The sequence below is a fragment of the Amycolatopsis benzoatilytica AK 16/65 genome, assembly GCF_000383915.1.
Lineage (GTDB): Bacteria > Actinomycetota > Actinomycetes > Mycobacteriales > Pseudonocardiaceae > Amycolatopsis > Amycolatopsis benzoatilytica.
Map to the genome: position 1 here is coordinate 215,205 of NZ_KB912942.1, position 18,755 is coordinate 233,959.

General features: G+C 69.1%; 18 protein-coding genes. 12 read left to right on the plus strand and 6 right to left on the minus strand.

Features of this window, described 5'->3' with window-relative positions; genetic code table 11:
- Nucleotides 1-193 precede the first annotated feature (193 nt).
- Entirely contained in the window at nucleotides 194-967 is a 774-nt protein-coding gene (locus AMYBE_RS0101005; RefSeq protein ID WP_020657458.1) for an ArsR/SmtB family transcription factor, read from the plus strand.
- An 840-nt stretch (nucleotides 968-1,807) separates the two neighbouring features.
- Nucleotides 1,808-2,872 carry a transcription termination factor Rho gene (gene rho, locus AMYBE_RS0101015; RefSeq protein ID WP_020657460.1) on the plus strand — a complete coding sequence of 355 codons (1,065 nt, stop codon included), beginning with the start codon at nucleotides 1,808-1,810 and terminating at the stop codon, nucleotides 2,870-2,872.
- 207 nt (nucleotides 2,873-3,079) lie between these two features.
- Here the strand turns inward: rho and AMYBE_RS0101025 are convergent, their stop codons facing one another.
- Nucleotides 3,080-3,814, minus strand: coding sequence for a hypothetical protein (locus AMYBE_RS0101025; protein ID WP_034286678.1), 735 nt, complete (start codon nucleotides 3,812-3,814; stop codon nucleotides 3,080-3,082).
- A gap of 586 nt (nucleotides 3,815-4,400) precedes the next feature.
- On the opposite strand from AMYBE_RS0101025, the gene AMYBE_RS0101030 reads away from it, so the two are divergent.
- Entirely contained in the window at nucleotides 4,401-4,808 is a 408-nt protein-coding gene (locus AMYBE_RS0101030) for a hypothetical protein (protein WP_020657463.1), read from the plus strand.
- Nucleotides 4,809-4,855: 47 nt separating this feature from the next.
- On the opposite strand, the gene AMYBE_RS0101035 is transcribed toward AMYBE_RS0101030, so the two are convergent.
- Together AMYBE_RS0101035 and AMYBE_RS0101040 are read right to left on the minus strand one after the other, a co-directional pair.
- Complete coding sequence (locus AMYBE_RS0101035) at nucleotides 4,856-6,340, minus strand: alpha/beta hydrolase (RefSeq protein WP_020657464.1); 1,485 nt, start codon at nucleotides 6,338-6,340, stop codon at nucleotides 4,856-4,858.
- 86 nt (nucleotides 6,341-6,426) lie between these two features.
- Nucleotides 6,427-7,233 (minus strand): class I SAM-dependent methyltransferase, encoded by an 807-nt coding sequence (locus AMYBE_RS0101040; RefSeq protein ID WP_020657465.1) that lies wholly within the window; start codon nucleotides 7,231-7,233, stop codon nucleotides 6,427-6,429.
- A 209-nt stretch (nucleotides 7,234-7,442) separates the two neighbouring features.
- Here AMYBE_RS0101040 and AMYBE_RS0101045 point away from each other — a divergent pair, with 209 nt between their 5' ends.
- The 5 genes from AMYBE_RS0101045 to AMYBE_RS0101065 all read left to right on the plus strand — a co-directional run bounded on the left by AMYBE_RS0101045 (nucleotide 7,443) and on the right by AMYBE_RS0101065 (nucleotide 10,611).
- On the plus strand, nucleotides 7,443-7,907 hold the full coding sequence (locus tag AMYBE_RS0101045; protein WP_020657466.1) for a MarR family winged helix-turn-helix transcriptional regulator: 465 nt from the start codon (nucleotides 7,443-7,445) through the stop codon (nucleotides 7,905-7,907).
- Between the two features lie 85 nt (nucleotides 7,908-7,992).
- A complete protein-coding gene (locus tag AMYBE_RS0101050) occupies nucleotides 7,993-9,192 on the plus strand; it encodes an FAD-dependent monooxygenase (protein WP_020657467.1) in 1,200 nt (399 codons plus the stop codon).
- A gap of 28 nt (nucleotides 9,193-9,220) precedes the next feature.
- A complete protein-coding gene (locus tag AMYBE_RS0101055; protein WP_020657468.1) occupies nucleotides 9,221-9,622 on the plus strand; it encodes a MerR family transcriptional regulator in 402 nt (133 codons plus the stop codon).
- Complete coding sequence (gene trxA / locus AMYBE_RS0101060) at nucleotides 9,612-9,920, plus strand: thioredoxin (RefSeq protein WP_020657469.1); 309 nt, start codon at nucleotides 9,612-9,614, stop codon at nucleotides 9,918-9,920. Before AMYBE_RS0101055 ends, trxA begins: the two co-directional genes overlap by 11 nt.
- Before the next feature lie 58 nt (nucleotides 9,921-9,978).
- Complete coding sequence (locus AMYBE_RS0101065) at nucleotides 9,979-10,611, plus strand: hypothetical protein (RefSeq protein WP_020657470.1); 633 nt, start codon at nucleotides 9,979-9,981, stop codon at nucleotides 10,609-10,611.
- Here AMYBE_RS0101065 and AMYBE_RS0101070 read toward each other — a convergent pair.
- On the minus strand, nucleotides 10,593-11,729 hold the full coding sequence (locus tag AMYBE_RS0101070; RefSeq protein ID WP_020657471.1) for an MAB_1171c family putative transporter: 1,137 nt from the start codon (nucleotides 11,727-11,729) through the stop codon (nucleotides 10,593-10,595). The genes AMYBE_RS0101065 and AMYBE_RS0101070 overlap by 19 nt on opposite strands.
- Nucleotides 11,730-11,982: 253 nt before the next feature.
- Between AMYBE_RS0101070 and AMYBE_RS0101075 the strand changes: the two genes are divergently transcribed.
- The 4 genes from AMYBE_RS0101075 to AMYBE_RS0101090 all read left to right on the plus strand — a co-directional run bounded on the left by AMYBE_RS0101075 (nucleotide 11,983) and on the right by AMYBE_RS0101090 (nucleotide 17,671).
- Nucleotides 11,983-12,924, plus strand: a complete 942-nt coding sequence (locus tag AMYBE_RS0101075) for an NAD-dependent epimerase/dehydratase family protein (protein ID WP_020657472.1) — start codon at nucleotides 11,983-11,985, stop codon at nucleotides 12,922-12,924.
- Between the two features lie 106 nt (nucleotides 12,925-13,030).
- A complete protein-coding gene (locus tag AMYBE_RS0101080) occupies nucleotides 13,031-16,429 on the plus strand; it encodes an aminotransferase class I/II-fold pyridoxal phosphate-dependent enzyme (protein ID WP_084469846.1) in 3,399 nt (1,132 codons plus the stop codon).
- A gap of 170 nt (nucleotides 16,430-16,599) precedes the next feature.
- Complete coding sequence (locus AMYBE_RS0101085; protein ID WP_020657474.1) at nucleotides 16,600-17,049, plus strand: SRPBCC family protein; 450 nt, start codon at nucleotides 16,600-16,602, stop codon at nucleotides 17,047-17,049.
- Nucleotides 17,050-17,248: 199 nt separating this feature from the next.
- Nucleotides 17,249-17,671: a nitroreductase/quinone reductase family protein gene (locus AMYBE_RS0101090; RefSeq protein ID WP_020657475.1), complete on the plus strand. Its 423-nt coding sequence runs from the start codon at nucleotides 17,249-17,251 to the stop codon at nucleotides 17,669-17,671.
- Nucleotides 17,672-17,701: 30 nt separating this feature from the next.
- Here the strand turns inward: AMYBE_RS0101090 and AMYBE_RS0101095 are convergent, their stop codons facing one another.
- Nucleotides 17,702-18,259, minus strand: a complete 558-nt coding sequence (locus AMYBE_RS0101095; protein WP_020657476.1) for a toxin — start codon at nucleotides 18,257-18,259, stop codon at nucleotides 17,702-17,704.
- On the minus strand, nucleotides 18,256-18,690 hold the full coding sequence (locus AMYBE_RS0101100; RefSeq protein WP_020657477.1) for a helix-turn-helix domain-containing protein: 435 nt from the start codon (nucleotides 18,688-18,690) through the stop codon (nucleotides 18,256-18,258). The genes AMYBE_RS0101095 and AMYBE_RS0101100 overlap by 4 nt, the downstream gene beginning before the upstream one ends.
- Nucleotides 18,691-18,755: the final 65 nt, after the last annotated feature.

An 18,755-nucleotide genomic window follows, 5' to 3' on the forward strand; every position in this document is an offset into this window, starting at 1 on the left:
CCGCGCCCGCCCGGCAGCAGCGTCCCGGCCGCCCGGGTCGCCGCGAGAAGGTCACTGTGGGTGAACGCGGCGTGCGCGGTCGACGGCAAACCACTGCCCACCGCCGCCACTGTCCAGGCTCGTAAACCGTTCCTCACCGGTCAAGACTAACCCGATCCTTGACATGCAGTCGATTGCCTGCCTTACTTTAGGTGTGCAACCGGACCTGGATCTCCTCTTCAAGGCGCTGGCCGATCCGACCCGGCGCTACCTGCTCGACCAGCTGCGCCAGGAGAACGGCCAGACCCTGGGCGAACTGTGCCGCCGCCTCGACATGACGCGGCAGTCGGCGACCCAGCACCTGGCCGTGCTGGAGGCGGCGAATCTGGTCAGCACGGTCCGCCGCGGCCGGGAGAAGCTGCACTACCTCAACCCGGTGCCGTTGCACGAAATGCAGGAACGCTGGGTGGGGCGGTTCGAAGAGCCCCGTCTGCGTGCACTGAGCACCCTGAAGCGACGAGCCGAGGACACTATGAGCGACAAGCCGAGTTTCGTGTACACCACCTACATCGAGGCCTCTCCGGAGCGCGTCTGGGAGGCGCTCACCGACGCGGACCTGACCGCGCGGTACTGGGGCCACCGCAACGAATCCGAAAACTGGCAGGTCGGGTCCCGCTGGGCGCACGTCCGCATCGACGGCTCGGGGGTCGAGGACGTCTACGGCGAGATCATCGAGGCAGTCCCGCCGAAGCGGCTCGTGCAGACCTGGCGCGACCCGAACGGCCCGGCCGATCAGGCCCCGTCCAAAGTGGAGTACGACCTGGAAGAGCGCGACGGCGTCGTGCGGCTGACCGTTACCCACACCGACCTGTTCGACGCGCAGGCGCACCGCGACGTCTCCGGCGGCTGGCCGGCCGTGCTGTCGAACCTGAAGTCGTTCCTGGAGCGGGGAAAGCCGATGTCGGTCGACCCGTGGACAGTGGGCTGAGCTGCTTGGCCGAGCCTTCGTAGCTGCCGCGACGAAGCGCTTCAAGAAGAAGTACCTCAGCGCGGTCGGCACTGAACCGGTTGCCCCGCTCCGCCGCGGCGCAGGTCGTGGTGGTGCGGAGGTGCAGCCGGGCATCCAGGGGAACAAAACGACGACCGCGACTGTTCGAACAGGTAGCAGGCGCACGACCCGGGCACCGGGCGCGGCGAAGTCGCGCGTCCGGTCCGGTGGGTGGATCGATCGCCAGACGGCCGCTAGCGTCGCATGATTCTGTCCGCGTTATGGCGGAACTGCCGTGAAGGGGCCCTTGCCGGACTTAGATTCCCTCAAGGGGCCCTTCACGGACCTGGGGGCCGCGCCTTCGCCGGCGGATCACGAGACTGGCGACGCCGCCGCGGATCACGAGACTAGCGACGCCGCCGCAGCGAACGTGACTAGCGACGCCGCCGCGGCGAACGTGACGAGCGCGCCGCCGCGGCGAACGTGACGAGCGACGCCGCCGCGGCGAACGTGACGAGCGCGGCGGCAAGCGAGAGCGCGCCGGGTGAGCCGCCGCCGAAGGCGCAGCCTGCCACCGCACTGGGCGTGGAAGCTGTGGCCGCCGACATAGCCACTTGTGGCCGATGCTGTCGGCAGGCTACAGTGGCGGGCATAACCGGGTAGCTGGCATCGCCACCCCGATGATTTCTCCGGAAGCTCTTGTTTCCGTGTTCCGCAGCGCGAGCCGTATCGCACCGCGTATTCCGAAGCAGGCCGTCCGGCCGCTTCGCTGTTCGGCGATCCGCCCTCCCGGCGATCCGCCTCCCGGCGTAGATCGCCCACCTCCAGAAGGACAATCTCATGACTCAGCAAGGCATTCTCGATGTGCGCGGCAAGACCGCCGCGCTCGGCTACCACCCCGGTGGCCCGTCCGTCCCGTATGCGCTCGTTCGCGAGCACGGCCTCCGTCGCGGCGACGAAATCGTCCTCGACGCGGGCGAGCTGCGTTCGGTGAACGGGGCCGAACCCGGCACCTCGCGTGCCGAGTTCACTCAGCTCACCCCGATTCACCCGAACGAACGGCTGGTGCTCGAAACGACCCGGCACCAGCTCACCACTCGGGTACTCGACCTCGTCGCCCCGCTCGGCAAGGGCCAGCGCGCACTGATCGTCGCACCGCCGCGCACCGGGAAAACCTCGGTGCTGCAAGCGATCGCGCAGGGCGTCGCGATCAACCACCCGGAAGCGCATCTGATGGTGCTGCTCGCCGACGAGCGGCCGGAGGAGGTCACGGAGATGCGCCGCACCGTGCACGGCGAGGTCGTGGCATCCACTTTCGACCGCAAACCGGGCGAGCACACGGCAGTGGCGGAACTCGCGCTGGAACGAGCGAAACGGCTCGTGGAGACTGGCCGGGACGTCGTGCTGCTGCTCGATTCGCTGACCCGCCTCGGCCGTGCCTACAACCTGGCCGGCCGCCCGTCCGGCCGGATCCTGTCCGGCGGCGTCGACGCCGCCGCGGTGCATCCGATGAAGAAGATCCTTGGTGCGGCAAGGAACATCGAGGGCGGCGGCTCGCTCACCATCGTCGCGACCGCCCTGGTCGGCACCGGTTCGCTCGCCGACACGCTCTTCTTCGAAGAGCTCAAGAGCACCGGCAATTCGGAACTGCGCCTCGACCGGGTGCTCGCCGACCACCGGCTGTTCCCCGCCGTGGACTTCTTCGCCTCCGGCACCCGCCGCGAGGAACTGCTTCTCCCGCCCGCGGAACTCGCGGTGATGTCCGAAGTCCGGCGCGCGTTGTCCGGACAGGACCCGAAACGCGCCGCGGAACAGTTCCTGGACCAGGTTCGCACGACCAGGTCGAACGCGGAATTCGTCGCCAGGGTAAGCGCTTCGCTCATCCCGGTCGCCCGCGCGGCATAAGGTGCGGAGTGCACAACGCCCGCGCGCGATGTGCTGGTACGGCTGGGTTTCGCCTACCAGCACGACATTAAGCACCGCGGCGAACCGTTCGCGTTCTCCGAACTCTCCCTCGGCGGCTGAACGTTCCGGCACGCCAGACCCCAGCGAGAACCGGCGCCGTGCCCGTTCTGCTGAGACACGACACCGGTTCCCGGAGAACCCCGCGGATTAGGGGATAACGCGGTTGCGCAGATTGTTCGGGTACGGGCCTTCGCCGTGGATGCTCAGTTCGCGGGCGACGTCGAAGGTGTAGAACGGGTGCGAGGTGAAGTAGCCGTTGAGGTCGCCGATGTTGCTCATGAAGCAGATGCCGTCGGCGTGACCGGCGGCGTTCGGGCCGTTGCACAGGCTGAGCGTCGGGTATTTGAAGCCGTCAACCGGCCGCAGACCGGATCCGCCGGGGCCGGGGACCGGGAGGTGCCCGATGAGCCCGCCCGGATCGCCTGGCCAGTTGGATTCCTGTGCCTGACGACGGCCGTCCGAGAACAGGATGCCCTGGATGTTGCGCCCGGGCGGCTCGGTTTCCAGCACGGTGCCGGCGACCAGCGCGCCGAGGCTGAACCCGGCGATATAGACCTTCGTGTCCAGGTCGCAATGCGACTTCACATACAGGTTGTACAACGCGGTGCGCAGGTTCGCGACGCCGGTGTCGACGTCGGTGTAGAGGTTGATGTCGCTTTCCGCGTTGGGATAAGGAATGCGGACCGGATTCACCCCGGCAGGGGCGTGGTCCAGCATCTCGTGACCCCCGTCCCGGTATCCCGGAACCACGAACATGACCGGCCCGCACGCGTTCGCCGTCCGCGCCGGAGCGGCGGTCGCGGCGGTGGTTCCGGTCGCGGCGAGCAAACTCCAGAGCGTCAGCACCGCTGCCGCGGCGCGCCACCTTCTCCTGAAATACATGAGCCCCCTTCGGTTTCTGCTCGGTTGAGCACTTCGTCGATGTACCGCGCAATGATGATCCACTTCGATGAAATCCTCATGAAATCCCCACGGTCGCGCAGAGAGTAATTCGAATGGGTGGCACAGGTGGTGCTGTCGTGATGCCTGGGCGGATGACGGCTACTTTGCCGGTCTGTCCGTGAATGGCCCCTTGAGGGAATCCAAGTCCGTGAAGGGCCCCTCACGGACACGACCAGCGGACCGTTGGGCGCGCGCCACCCGAGGCAAGCTCTAATTCGATGGGGTGAATTTCTCTGACTCGCTTCGCGAAAACCGCCGCGTATCACGGCGCCGACTGCTGCGGGCGGTCTCTGCTGCCGAGCCGACGACCGCACGGAACCGGTCGGGCAGCTGTCCCTGCGGCCGGTCTGCGACCAGCCGCAGTTCCACGAAATGGAGCAGATCCCGCGCGACGCGCTCATCGGGGCGTGGAAACTGTTCTGATCGGCAAGCCGCTGGGGGAAATCGGACTCCCTGAAGGAGGCATTCGCCGCGCGCCGGATCCCGCTACGCTGATCTTCGTTGCCGACCAACGGGAGGAAAACGCGTGGCGCAGTGGAACGACCTGGTCGCGTACATCAGGCAGACTTACCGGGTGATCCGGGACGATCCGGGCGAGATCCGGATCCGCGTGCTCTTCGGGGACGACGCGGAGACGACCGGGCGGGCGCAGGTCGTGGTGATCGCGCGGGAGATCTTCGACCAGCGCGAGGACTGGGTGCAGATCGCCACCCCGTTCGCCCGGGTCGACGAGGTGGATCTGCTCGAGGTGCTCACCGAGGTCGGTCAGACGCTGGTGGTCGGCGGAATCGTGGTGATGGGGGAGCATGTGGTGCTGCGGCATTCGCTGCCGCTCGTCAATCTCGACCTCAACGAGTTCACCGATCCGCTGGAACTCGTCGCCGGCTCGGCCGAGCTGCTGGAGCAGCAGTTCACCGGGCGCGACGACTACTGATCGCGAGAAGCCAAGCGGGGCCCCGAAACCGGGGCCCCGCTTCGTGTTCAGTACAGCTGGGTGACCGGTGCCCGCGGGCCGTCCATCCGGGACTGTGCTCCCGGCTGCACCGCCGCGCAGTGCTTGCCGCGGCCCGGGCTGGTCCCGTCGATCAGGAACGCGTCGGCGGCATCGGTGACGCACTGGCTGTTCTTGAAGTAGGCGCCGTGGCCCCAGCCGTCGTAGGTCAGCAGGGGCACCCGTGCCTGCTGCGACGCGCGGACCGCCCACTCGTACGGCGTCGCCGGGTCGTACTGGCTGTTCAGCATCAGCACCGGCGTGCCCGGCCGGACTGACAGCGCGTGCTGCGGGTTGCGCACCTGGCCCGGCCAGCCGGCGCAGCCGGTCGCCGCGCTCCAGCCGAGCGGCGAGAAGTGCACGTCCGGGGCGACCCCGGCGAGCGCGCGCCGGTAGTTGTCGAGCTGGGGGAAGCTGGTGATCGGCAGCCGCCAGTCGGAGCAGAAGATGCTGTTGAACGGGTCCGGAACGCTCAGTTCGTCGCTGGCGAACGCGGCCGCCGGTGCCTTCCCGTCGCGGAGGCTGACCAGCCGCTCGGCGAGCTTGCTCCAGGTGGGGCCGTAGAAGCTCGAGTTCACCATTCCGATGAGCGCCATCGGGTCGATCTTGTCGTCCGGCGTGCCGAGTTCGCCGCGTTCGGCGCGGGCGTACAGGCCGGCCAGCACCGCGCGCACGTCTTGGCCGTGCAGCGCGCAGGACGCCGTTCTGTCGCACCAGTTCACGAACTGGTCGAACGAACTCTGCGTGGCCTGCGCTTCGGTGCGCAGGAACTCCCAGGTGCTGTGGATGGAGTGGTCCATGTTGCTGTCCAGCACGAGCGCGCGGACCCGGTCCGGGTAGGTCTCGGCGTACTGCTGGCCCATCAGCGTGCCGTAGGAAACGCCGTAGTAGGTGAGTTTCTGGTCGCCGAGCGCGGCCCGGATGGCGTCCATGTCGCGGACCACGCTGCGCGTGTCGACGTGGTCGGCGAGCGGCCCGGTGATCCGCGCGCAGCTCTGGCCAAGCGCGCGGTCGTGGTCCAGCAGCTGCTGGAACTCGGCGGGACTCTTCGGCAGCGCCGGGTACTGCGCGGTGCTTTCGGTGAGCCCGCAGCGCACCTGCGTGCTGTTCCCGACGCCGCGCGGGTCGAACCCGACGGTGTCGAACCGCGCGAGAACCTTGGCCGACAGCGCCCAGCCGTTCTGCACCGAGGTGGCCCCTGCCCCGCCCGGTCCGCCCGGATCCATCAGCACCGAGCCGATCCGGTGCGCCGGGTCGGCCGCCTTGCGCCGGGCGAGCGCGAGCTGGATCGTGCCGTCGCCCGGACGGTCCCAATCGAGCGGCACGGTGAGCTTGCCGCATTCGACGCCGTGGCCGGTAGGACACGGCCGCCAGTCGATCCCCTGCCCGGCGGCGTCTGCCGGGGCCGCGGTGAACAACGCCGTCGCCGCGCAGACCGCGGTGGTGACGGCAGCCAGTTTTCTGCCCAGACCCATTCCCCGGCCCCCTGTCTTCGTGGCGTGAACTGGAAACGTCAAGGAAGTCGATCGTGCCAGAGATCGACAGCGAGGACCAGGGCGGGTCAGTGTCCTTTGTGGACGGTGGCCAGCTGGACGCGGAAGACCAGCGGAATCCGGCCGTCGGGCGCGGCGAGCGCCGGTGCTTGAGCATGGAACGCGCCGCGCAGCGCCTCGACCGCGCCCTCGCTGAGCGGCTGCAGGTTGTAGGCCGCTGCGACGAATTCCCAGACCTGGTCGAGCGAAGCGCCGAAGTCGAGCGGTTCGGTGCGCCAGCGAACGGGACCGAATCCGGCCGGGGAGAGGATTTCGCGTAGTCCGTCCGCGGTGCGAGTGCGCCGGTCGCCGAGCCGGGGGAGGTGCTCTTCGGCGGGCGCTTCGGCGAGGATTTCGCGCAGCAGTCTGGTGAACAGCGCGTACGCCTCGCCTCCGCCCGCCCCGCCGCTGAGCACCAGTGAAAGCCGCCCGCCCGGGCGCAGCACTCGTGCCAGCTCCGTCGCGACCTGGTCGATGTCGGACATCAGCATGAACGCCATGTGCGAGACGCAGGCGTCGAACGCGTTGTCCGCGAACGGCAGTTGCTGTGCCCGGCCCTCGACCAGCGCCGTCGAGTTCTCGCTGGCGATGACCAGGTCGGTGGTCGACAAGTCGAGGCCGGCCGCGAAGTGCCCGGCCCGGGAAAGCAGTTCGAGCAGGAACCCGTCGCCGCAAGCGAGATCGAGGACGCGGGGGAAACCGGCGACCTCGTCGCGGAGCAGTTCGTAGCTCGACCGGCCGTCCGCGCTTCGTCCGGTGCCGAACGCGCGGGACGTGACACCCGGATGCCGGGCATGGAAGTCGCGGAGGAAGGTTTCCGTGGGATCAGCCGTCACCGCCCCAGCCTAAAAGCAGGCCTCATGTGGTGCTGTCGTGCTGTCTGGGTGGCCAGTGCGCCGGTCTGTCCGTGAAGGCCCACTTGCGGGAATCCAAGTCCGTGAAGGGCCCTTTCATGGACAGACCAGCGGACGGTTCGGCGCCCAACCCCCCGAGACAAGCCAAGCAGCCACCGGGAAAATCCGGCCGGTCTTTGTAGAATCGCCGGATGGCGGACGAGACGTGCACCGGGCGCGAGGCCGAGGTCTGGTGTTCCTACCAGCGGCTCCAGCGTGCTCTCGGCACCGCGCTCGACCGGCGGCTCGAACACGGCGCCGGCATCTCCGCGGCCGACTACGCGCTCCTGGTCCCGCTGGCGACCGCGCCCGGCGGCGTCCTGCGGATGCGCGAGCTCGGCGTGACCGTCGAATGGGACCGGAGCCGGCTGTCGCACCACGTGAGCCGGATGGTCAAGCGCGGGCTGGTCGTGCGGGAGAACTGCACCGAGGACGCGCGGGGCGCGAACGTGCGGCTCACCGAGGACGGTCGCGCCGCGATCGCGGCCGCCGAGGGCCACTACCGCGAGGCCGTCCAGCGGTACTTCTTCGACCAGGCCAGCGCGGACGAACTCGACCTGCTCGGCCGGGTCTTCCGCCGGATGCTCGCCGGCCTGGCCGACGCTGACCGACGCTGACCCGGCCGGTCAGCGCTCCGTGCGGGAACGGTAAGCGGCGCGCCGCACTGTTGCGGCATCGCCCAACCGACCCAGGGGAGCAGAGATGACCAGCAAGACCGTTCTCGTGTCCGGTGCCAGCGTCGCGGGTCCGTCCGCCGCTTACTGGCTGCACCGCGCCGGCTATTCGGTGACTGTCGTCGAGGCCGCGCCGCAGCTGCGGCCGGGCGGGCAGGCCGTCGACTTCCGCGGCGAGCAGGTCAAGCTCGTCAAGGCGATGGGCCTGTTCGAGGACCTCAAGGCACACGAGACCGCACTTCGCGAGCAGGTACAGCTCGACCCCGAGGGCCAGCCCGCCTTCACCCTGCCGCCCGGCTTCACCAACGGCGAGCTGGAAGTCCTGCGGGGCGACCTGGCCCGCATCCTCTACGAGCACACCAACGGCTACGCCGATTACGTCTTCGGCGACCGGATCACCCAGCTCGCGGAGACCGCCGGAGGCGTCGACGTCACCTTCCGCCACGCCGCGCCGCGCCGGTTCGACCTGGTCGTCGGCGCGGACGGCATCCACTCCGGCGTCCGCACCGCCGCGTTCGGTCCCGAGGCGAAGTTCCGCACCGGCCTCGGCTACCACGTCGCCGGCTTCACCGCGCCCAATCACCTGCGCCTCGACCACGCCGGCGTGCTCTACAACGAGCCTGGCATCGGCGCGATCATCAGCAATCACCGCGACCCGGACGCGGTCGCCGTCGGCCTCGCCTTCCGCGGCGACCCGGACGGCTACGGCCGGCCGGACCTGGCCCGGCAGAAGGACATCGTGACCGCGGTCTTCGCCAACGCCGGCTGGGAACTGCCGCGGCTGCTGGCCGCCGTCGCGGACGCGCCCGATCTGTACTTCGACACCGTCGGCCAGATCAAGCTCGACAGCTGGTCCCGCGGCCGGGTCGTGCTGCTCGGCGACGCGGCGTGGTGCGCCGGGCCGGGCGGATCGGGCACCGGCTTGGCGATGATGGGCGCGCAGATCCTGGCCGGCGAGCTGACCGCCGCCGGCGGCGACCACGTGACCGCCTTCGCCCGCTATGAGCAGCGGCTGCGCAAGGCCGCACGCGTCGGGCAGAAGAACGGCGCCGGTTCGGGCGACTTCCTCGTGCCGGCCACCGCCGAGTCGCTCCGCAAGCGGAACCGGATGTACCGCTCGCTGACCGGCCCGATCGGCCGCCGGATCTGGGAGTACCTGGGCAATCGCGGGGCGAACGCGGTCAAGTTCCGCGAATATCCGCAGCCGCGTGCGCACGCCTTGCCTTGACGTCAGCGAGAAGGTTTAGCGTCGGGACATGCGGATCGGCGAATTGGCCAAGCGGACTGGAACGACCACCCGGGCCCTGCGCTTCTACGAGGCGCAGGGCCTGCTCCCGGCGGCGCGCGCCGCGAACGGCTACCGCGAGTACGACGAGAACGACCTTCGCCTGGTCACCGAGATCCAGACCCTGCGCACGGTCGGCTTCAGCCTCGACGACACCCGGCCGTTCGTCGACTGTCTCCGGACCGGGCACGAAGCCGGCGACGCGTGCGAGGCGTCGGTCGACGTGTACCGGCGCAAGCTCGCCGAGGTCGAGGCTTGCATGCGGGACCTCGCCGAGGTCCGCTCCGCGTTGCTGGACAAACTCGCCGCCGCCACCGCGCACCCGGCCGACACCTGCGCCGGACCCGACCCGAGGAGCCCCGATGACGACTGATGCCACCTTCGCCGCCGAAGTGCTGGAGCACGACCAGCCGGTCCTGGTCGACTTCACCGCCGACTGGTGCCCGCCGTGCCGGATGATCGCGCCGGTGCTCGCCGAGGTCTCCGCCGAACGGCCCGGCCTCACCGTCCGCGTGGTCAACACGGACGAAAACCCGGAAACCATGCGCGCGTACCAGGTGATGGCGCTGCCGACGCTGATGCTGTTTCGCGACGGCCGTCCGGTCGGCTCGTTCGTCGGCGCGCGCCCGAAGGCGAAACTGCTGGCCGAACTGGACGAACTTCTCCGCTGAGCCGGTGCGGGAGTGACCGGGCAGGTACAAAGAGTGCACGACTTCGGGAGGCCGTGCCGTGGACACGTTCGTGCGCTCTTACCTGTTCCTCCGCCGCGCGATCGGCGTGCTCGGCATTTCGTTGCCGATCGTGGTGATCGTCGGCAAGGAGATCGTGGATGGCGGCGGCCTGCTCGGCTCGCTGAGCGGTTACTACTACAGCGATCTCCGCAACGTCTTCGTCGGCACGCTGTGCGCGATCGGCGTCTTCTTGATCGCCTACCGCGGCTACGGGCGGATCGACGACATCGCGGCCAATGTCGCCGGAGTCGCCGGCATCGGCGTCGCGTTGTTCCCGACCAGTCCGACCGCGCCGACTCCCGTCGAGCACGCCATCGGCGTCGCGCACCTCGTGTTCGCCGGGATCTTCTTCCTCACCCTGGCGTTCTTCTGCCTGTTCCTGTTCACGAAGACCGACGGCACGCCGAGCCCGCGCAAGCGTTCGCGCAACGTCGTTTACCGCGTTTGCGGCGTGGTGATGCTCGTGTCGCTCGCACTGCTCGTCATCAACGCGGCGTTCTTCAACGCGGCGACGGTGTCCTTGCACCCGACGGTCTGGCTGGAGTCGCTCGCGGTGATCGCGTTCGGCTTCGCCTGGCTGGTCAAGGGCGAGACGCTGCTGGCCGATCCGCCTCAGCCGAGCCGGCCGTAAGCCTCGGAGACCTGGGTCAGCCAGGCGACTTCGGCGGCGAACGTCTGAGCGTTGTGGTCGTCGAACGCGCTGTTGTCCCGGCTTTCCGCCGGGGCGACGCCGGAGGTCTTCGCGGCCAGCGCCTGCCGGATCTTGCGTGCCTCGGCTGCCGCCTGGTCATTGCCCGGCTCGGCGCCGTCGGCGCGGTCCATGTACGGGCGCAGCGCGCGCCAGCCGTCGCGGATCTCGATCACGCGGCGGTGCAGCCGGTAGTGCAGGTCCGACCAGTGCCGGTCGCGCTCGCCGGCGGACGGCGGTTCCAGCGCGATGCCCGGTGAGGACTGGTACAGCGAGTGCCACAGCGGGTAGAGCGCGCGATAAGAGCTGTAGTTGCGCCGCCATCGGGCGACCGCGGACACGTGCTCGCCCCACGACGGCATGGTCAGCCCGAAGGACACCATCACGATTCCCGCGGTGCTGAACACCGACGGCAGGATCGCCCACTTGCCGAGGTGCCAGCCGAACGCCGGGCTCAGGATGTTGACCGTGCGCGTGGCGCAGTAGCAGAACAGCACGACCGCGCCGACGGCGAGCGTCCGCAGCGTCCGGCGAAGCCACGCCCGGGAGGTGCTGCGCGCGTAGGGCAGGCATTGCCGGTAGATGGTGACGCACGGGACCGCTTGGGAAATGATGAAAAGCAGCAGGTAGGTGAGGATCAGCGGCTCGCGGCTGCCGAACGCGTACGCCGAAGCCGGCGTGCCGTTCCGGTTGCTGATGAAGAACAGCGCGGTGAGCACGACGAACAAGGCCGCCCCGGACAGGATCCAGGCTCGGATCCGGGCGCGGATTTCTTTCAGCGGGTTGGCCCACAGCATCAGCAGCAGCTGCGCGCTGATGCAGTACGCCACCGCCGCCAAATGCAACAGCAGGATCGCCAGATTGGGCACGCCGAACAGCGAACCGAGGTTCGGGGACAGCGCGCCGAATGTGAACGTGACGCATTGCAGGATCAGCGTCGTCATGAGCGCGATGTACGCCGGATCGCGCCAAGAGCGCCGCATGGAGAAGAGCTTGTACAACAACGCGGTATAGGAGGAGGCCGCCGACAGCGCGAACAGCGTGGTCCTTAATGCGTCCAATTCGCGGCCCCTGTAGTGCGGTCACTGCCCCCGATGGGACAGCAAACGGAAACTGCCCACGTTGCGCGACCATACACCACCGCACGGTACTCGCCTAGAGCCGGAAAACAGGTCCTGGCCTGGGTGAACTCAGTGTCAAGGGGTGGTCTCGCCGAACTGGTCCAGGCCAGTGGACAGTGGCCGGTAAATGAACGGTGGATGTCTGCGAGGAGAACTGCGGAGCCGGGCCGCGGAGGTGGCTAGGGTGTCGGCTATGGGTCTGCACGTGGTGATCGGGTTCGGGCCGGCCGGCGCGGCCACCGCACGGCTGCTAGCCGGCCAAGGCGAGCGGGTGCGGGTGATCGGCCGCTCGCCTCGCGAAGAAGAATCCGGTCTGGAGCACGTCGTGCTCGACGCGACGGACAGCGCCGCGCTCGCCGCCGCTGCCGAAGGCGCGACCGCGATCTACAGCTGCGCGAGCCCGCCGTATCACCTGTGGGCGCGGGACTGGCCGCCGCTGCAAGCCGCGATCTGCGCGGCCGCGGAGCAGACCGGCGCACTCCTGGTGTCGCTCGGAAATCTCTACGGCTACGGCCCGGTCGACGGGCCGATCACCGAGGACCTGCCGCTGGCCGCGACCGGGACCAAGGGGCGGATCCGCGCGCTGTTGTCCCAGCAGCTGCTCGAACTGCACGCCGAAGGCCGCATTCGTGCGGTGGAGGTGCGCGCCTCCGATTTCTTCGGTCCGGGGGTGACCGACGGCGGGCATCTGGCCGCCCGCGTGGTGCCCGCGGTGCTGCAGGGGCGAAAGGTGCAAGTGCTGGGAGATCCGGACGCGCCGCACAGCTGGACCTACCTTCCGGACGTCGCGCGCACGCTGGTCGCGGTGGCCCGGGAGGAAAAGACCTGGGGTGCCGCGTGGCACGTGCCGACCGGCGCACCGCGCTCCGCCCGCGTGATGGTCGCGCTGTTGTGCGAGGCGGCCGGAGTCGCGCCAGTCGGGGTGCAGCGCCTTTCTCCGGCGTTACTGCGAGTGGCCGGATTCGTGTCTCCGCTGCTGCGCGAGCTGCACGAGGTCCGGTACCAGTTCGACCGGCCATTCGTGCTGGATTCTCATGCGGCACAAGAGATTCTCCGGATCGCTCCGACATCGGAGAAGGAGCAGGCGGCGGCGACCGTCGCGTGGTGGCGTGATCGCGCCGCTACTGTCGGTTGATTTTTTTCCGCCTTTCCGTTCGGATTTTCGGAACCGCTTGAAAAACCCGGCGGAACCGGGCAATCTCGGGGCCGACTGGTGGGGATCGGCGCGAGGAAGTCACATCATGGCGTCTGCGGGATCAGGGTGGGAAAAATCCGAAAATAGCCAGGACATCGCCGTTGTCGGAATGGGGTGCCGTTTTCCCGGGGCCCGCAACGTCAACGAGTACTGGAGCCTGCTGAGCGAGCCGAAGCCGCAGTTTCGGCGGGTGCCGGATTCGCGCTGGCGGCGCGACGCGTTCTACACCGAGGACTTCCGGGACAGCTCGGGCGTCTACTCGGACCGGATGGCGCTGCTCGACGAGGTCGAACAGTTCGACGCCGGCCACTACAAGATTCCGCCGCGGCGGGCGAAATCGCTCGACCCGCAGCACCGGCTGCTGGTCGACCTGACCCGCGAGGCGCTGCAAGACGCGGGCTGGGAGGCCGAGGGCTTCGACCGCGACGACACGTCGGTGATGATGTCGCTGAGCGAGAGCGGCTACCGCGGGATGAGCACGCTGCACCTGCGGCTGCGCCAGCTGATCGGCGGCGAGTTCGGCCGCCCGGGCGACCCGGCGATGGCAGGGACCGCCTCCGCGGTGGGCAGCCTGCACGCCACCGCGATGGCCGGCCTGCTGCTCAACATGGGCCCGAGCTCGATCAGCAACGTTTTCGACCTGCACGGCGAGAGCTACGCGCTGGACTCGGCTTGCTCCGGTGGCCTCACCGCGGTGGCCAACGCGGTGTTCGCGCTGCGCGCCGGCCGCTGCAAGATCGCCGTCGCGGGCGGCGCGCAGCTGATCCTGGAGCCGGACCTGTTCGTCGGCCTGTGCCGGATCGGCGCGATCTCGCGCACCGGCGAATGCCGCCCGTTCGACCGTCGCGCCGACGGTTTCGTGCTGGGCGAAGGGGCCGGTGTCCTGGTGCTGCGCCCGCTCGCGGACGCCCGTGCCGCCGGAGACCGCGTGTACGCGGTGATCCGCGGAGTCGGACTGTCCAACGACGGCACGGTCAAAGGCGGCATGATGCCGCAGCGGGAGGGCCAGCTGCTCGCCCTGCGGCGGGCTTATGCGGACGCCGGCGTGGACCCGGGTTCAGTCGGCTATCTGGAAGCGCACGGCACCGCGACCGCGGTCGGCGACGACGTCGAGCTGAGTGCGCTGGCGGAGCTGCGCCGTGGTGCGGATCGGCCGGCCTACCTGGGCGCGGTGAAGTCCGTGGTCGGGCATTCCCTTGGCACTGCTGGTATCGCCGGACTGATCAAGTCTATTTTGTCCGTCCACAAGGGACAAATTCTCCCGCAGCCGGACTTCGCCCAAGCCGGGCATCTGGTACTGGACGAAGCCGGACTCCGAGTCGTCGACCGGCTCACGCCCTGGGGCGGCGACGGACCGCGCCGAGCCGGTGTGAGCGCCTTCGGCTTCGGCGGCTCGAACGTGCACGTGGTCGTCGAAGCGGAGGAGCTGGCGGCCGAGGCGGCAGAGAGCCCGCGCTTGCTGCTGCTCACTGCTCGCGACCGTGCGGGTCTGGCGCGGCACGCTCGCGAGATGGCCGAGACGCTGGCCAGCGAGAACCCGCCTCTGGCCGCGGTAGCCGGAACGCTCGCCCGGCGCACGTTGTTTCCGGAGCGCCTGGCCGTGGCGGCGGACAGCGTCGCCGACGCGGCGGCGAAGCTCGGCACCGCGTCCGTCGTCCTGGAATCCGGCCAGACCGGCGAACTGGTGCCGGGTGTCTTCGCTGGCGTCGTCGCGCCAGGGGAGGAGCGGGTCGAGGACGGCGAGCCGGTCGACCTGGCCGCCCGCGCGGTGACCGGTGCCGGACTGCGGCCGTCGGCGGCCGGCCTGCCGCTCTGCACGCTGCCGCCGAGCCCGCTCAGCCCGCGCCGCCACTGGGTGGTGGACGACAAGAAGCTCGCGCAAGCCCAGGCGCTGGCCCCGCTCGGGACCGGCCAGGCCCCGGCAGCGGAAGCGGACGAGGAGACGTCGTCGGCGCGGGACGGGCTGGCTGTCGTGCTGGAAGAGGTCGCCCGGACGACCGCGTTCCCGGTCAGCGAGCTGTCCGCCGGGCAGCTGCTGGTGGACGACCTCGGCTTCGACTCGCTGATGCTGACCGAACTGGAAGCACGGCTGCGCAAACGCTTTCCTGGCGTGTCGGTGGACATCGAGCAGGAACGGGAGATCACCGTCGGCCGGGTCGCCGCCCTGCTGGCCCCAGCCGCCGACCTGCTTCCGGTTGTCCCCGCTGCCGCTCCGGCCGCGCCCCAATGGGACCCCGCGAGTGCCGCGATCGAGGAGTTCCCGGAAGCCGCCGCCATCGACGCCCGCCTCCGCCAGTTCGACGAGCTGGGCGTCCCCAACCCGTACTTCCGCAAGCACGAGGGCCGGATGGACGCCACGACCTCCGTCGCCGGCCGCGAGTACCTCTCGTTCTCCAGCTACAACTACCTGGGTCTGGCCGGCCACCCCGCGGTGACCAGCGCGGTGCACGAAGCCGTGGACCGCTACGGCACGTCGGTGTCCGGCAGCCGGCTGCTGGCCGGCGACCGCGACTTGTCGCGGGAGCTGGAAACCCAGCTGGCCGCGTTTCTGGGCACCGACGACTGCCTGGTCCTGGTGAGCGGCCACGCGACCAACGTGTGCGCGATCGGCCATCTGGTCGGCCCCGGCGACCTGATCGTGCACGATTCGCTGGCGCACGACAGCATCCTGCAAGGCTGCGCGCTGTCCGGCGCCACTCGTCAGCCGTTCCCGCACAACGACATGACCCGGCTGGAAGACATCTTGCGCAGGTCCCGGTCGAGGTTTCGCCGAGTGCTGATCGTCGTGGAAGGCGTGTACAGCATGGACGGCGACCTGGCGGACCTGCCGAGCCTGATCGAGCTGAAGCGGCGCTACGGCGCCCTGCTGATGGTCGACGAGGCGCACAGCATCGGCACCCTGGGGCCCCGGGGCGCCGGAATCGGCGACCACTTCGCGGTAGACCGGTCCGGCGTGGACCTGTGGATGGGCACCCTGTCCAAATCCCTGGCCGGCTGCGGCGGTTACCTGGCCGGATCGGCAGGCGCCATCCGCTGGCTGCGCTACTCCCTGTCCGGCTTCGTCTACAGCGTAGGAATCACTCCGGCCAATGCGGCGGCGTCCTTGGCCGCGCTCAAACTGCTGCAAGCGGAACCGGAACGACTGACCAGACTGCGGGAAAACTCGGAGCTGTTCCTGAAACTGGCGGCCACCGCGGGGCTGGCCACCGGATCCGCGGCGGGCACCCCGGTCGTCCCGGTCGTCGTGGGCGACTCCACCACCACTCTCAAACTGGCGACCAGACTCTACGAGCGCGGCATCGTGGTGGACCCCATCCTCTACCCAGCAGTGGCCGAAGAACAAACCAGGCTGCGCTTCTTCATCACCGCGGAACACCGGAAAGACCAACTGCACTACGCCGCGACCACCGTCAAGAACGAACTGGCGGCCCTGACCCGCGGGTAGCCGTCCTCGCTTGCTCCGACCGCATTCCGCCGACGCTGCCCGACCGAGGCGCGCATTCTGGTCGTGAGCTGGCAGACGTCCCTTGGGCGACGGCCGAAGTGCTCTGGTCCTGCGCGGAGGTCTGCCGTCTGCTGGTCGCCAGAGGCGGCGTCGTTCCCTGGAGGATCGAGATGGCGAGATTCAAGGGCGAGATCACGATCGGTCGTCCCGTGGACGTGGTGTTCGACTACGTCGCCGACCAGACCAACGAACCGCGGTACAACCCCGCCATGGTGCGCGCCGAGAAGGCCACCGCCGGGCCGATCGGCAAGGGAACCCGGTTCAGATCGGCAGTGCGGTCGGCGGGACGGACCGCTGACCTGCTCATCGAGTATCAGGACTACGACCGGCCGAAGACGCTCGCCTCGTCCACCACGATGAAGCAGGCCGAGATCGACTACACGCTGACGTTCGAGCCAGCCGGGACAGGCACCCGCATGCGGTGGTCCGGCCAGGTGCGGCCGAAGGGCGTCATCCGATTGGCGGGGCCGCTGATCACCTGGCTGGGAGTGCGCCAGGAGCGGCGGACCTGGGCGAGCCTGAAGAAGCATTTGGAAGGCACCCCCGTCGGCGGGGCGTAGTTCGGGACGGAATCCGGGTCTGCCCGGCATCGACGCCGGGTACGACGACGTCCTCTCGTCGCTGCTGGTCATTGGCTCCGGTGCTCGCGATTGGCTCCCTCGCACCAGGAGACCGTGGGACGGGAAGTGCGCGGACCTACGCCCCTGGCCGGCGACCGCGAAGACGTGAAACGACCAAACCGCAACGAGAGGCGAGGCAATGGCATATCTGAAACCGCCGGGGTTCACCCGGCGCGTGGTCAACCCGGTCGCCGGCAAGCTCAAAATCGGCGGCGTCGAGCAGCTGACCGTTACCGGCCGCCGCACCGGGGTGCCAGAACGCGTCCCGATCATCCCCGTTCAAGTGGGATCGCGTCGCTACCTGGTGGCACCCTACGGAGTGTCCGACTGGGTGCGGAACCTGCGTGCCGCAGGCGGGGGCGAACTGCTCGGTCACCAGCCGCCAGTGCGCTTCCAAGCCCGCGAGGTGCCGGTCAACCAACGAGCCGAGATCATCGACGCTTACCGCAAAGTCGCCGGGCGCGCCGTGGAGCGATGTTTTCGTTCGCTCCCTGACCCGGGTGACCACCCGGTATTCGAGATCCAGCAGCCAACCGAGCCGATCACCGGAGAAAGCGGGTAGCACCATTCTCGCTGCCGGCCGACTCAAGCCTTACAGCAACGTCCGTTCGATCCGATCCATCGGCTTCTCTCCGTCCGCTGGCCGATCCTCGACGGCCTCGGCGACCGGCCCCATCCGCTCGGAAAGCAGAAACGCGATGATCTCCGCCTCCTGCTCCTGCGCGTCGTCGTAGGTGGCCCGCATCAGCATGTCCCGGACGATGTCCGGATCCAGATTGGGGAACAGCGACCGGGCGCTCTCGTCGTCCAGCAGCCCGGACCCGCGATGGCAGCAGATGATGTGCCCAAGCTCATGCAAGATAATGTGCTCCTGGTGCGCGCCGGTTGTGTTGGCGTCGAAGAAGATCAGGTCCTCGCCCCGGGCCGCCACCCACATTCCGCACGGATGCGACGCGGGCATCGGCAACGGCACCAAAGTGATCGGCCGATCCCGGATCTCCCCGAGCCGCGCACACAGCGTGGCCAGGTCGTACTTGGCCGGCAGTCCCAGCTCGGCGATCCGCCGAGCCCCCTCGTCCCGCATCCGCCGCAGCTGCTCGCGCCGCTGCGGACCCAGTTGTTCGCGCCGGGGCGCGTCCGGCCCGGTCACTGCGAGGCTTCGTCGCTGACCGGCGGCAGGCCCTGCATCTTGCGGTACTGGTCCATGATCGTGGTGATCGCCTGGAGGTTCTCTTCCCGCATTCCGGCCGCGCGCATCGCGACCGCGCGGACGCCCGCCTGGCGCATCGCCTCGACCGCGGCCAGTTCGGCCAGCACCGACCCGGCGACTTCCTCGTCGAAGAAGTAGGCGACGGACACGCCGAAGAACTTCGCCAGCGCGGCCAGCAGCTCCTGGGACGGGTTGGTGCGCTTGCCGGTGCGCAGCTGCGACAGGTACACGCCGCCGACCTTCAGCTCCGGCGATACCCGTTTCAGCTCGGCTGCCACCTCGGCGTTCGTCCAGTGCTTGCCCTGCGGGCGCACGGTGCGGAACAGGTCGTCGAGTCTGGAAGCCAGCGTGGGCCGGGTGTCTTCGGACATGCTGCTTCGCCCCTCCGGTATGCAGCTGATCGCTCTCAGCTAACTCGACTATCTCAGATTAGCTC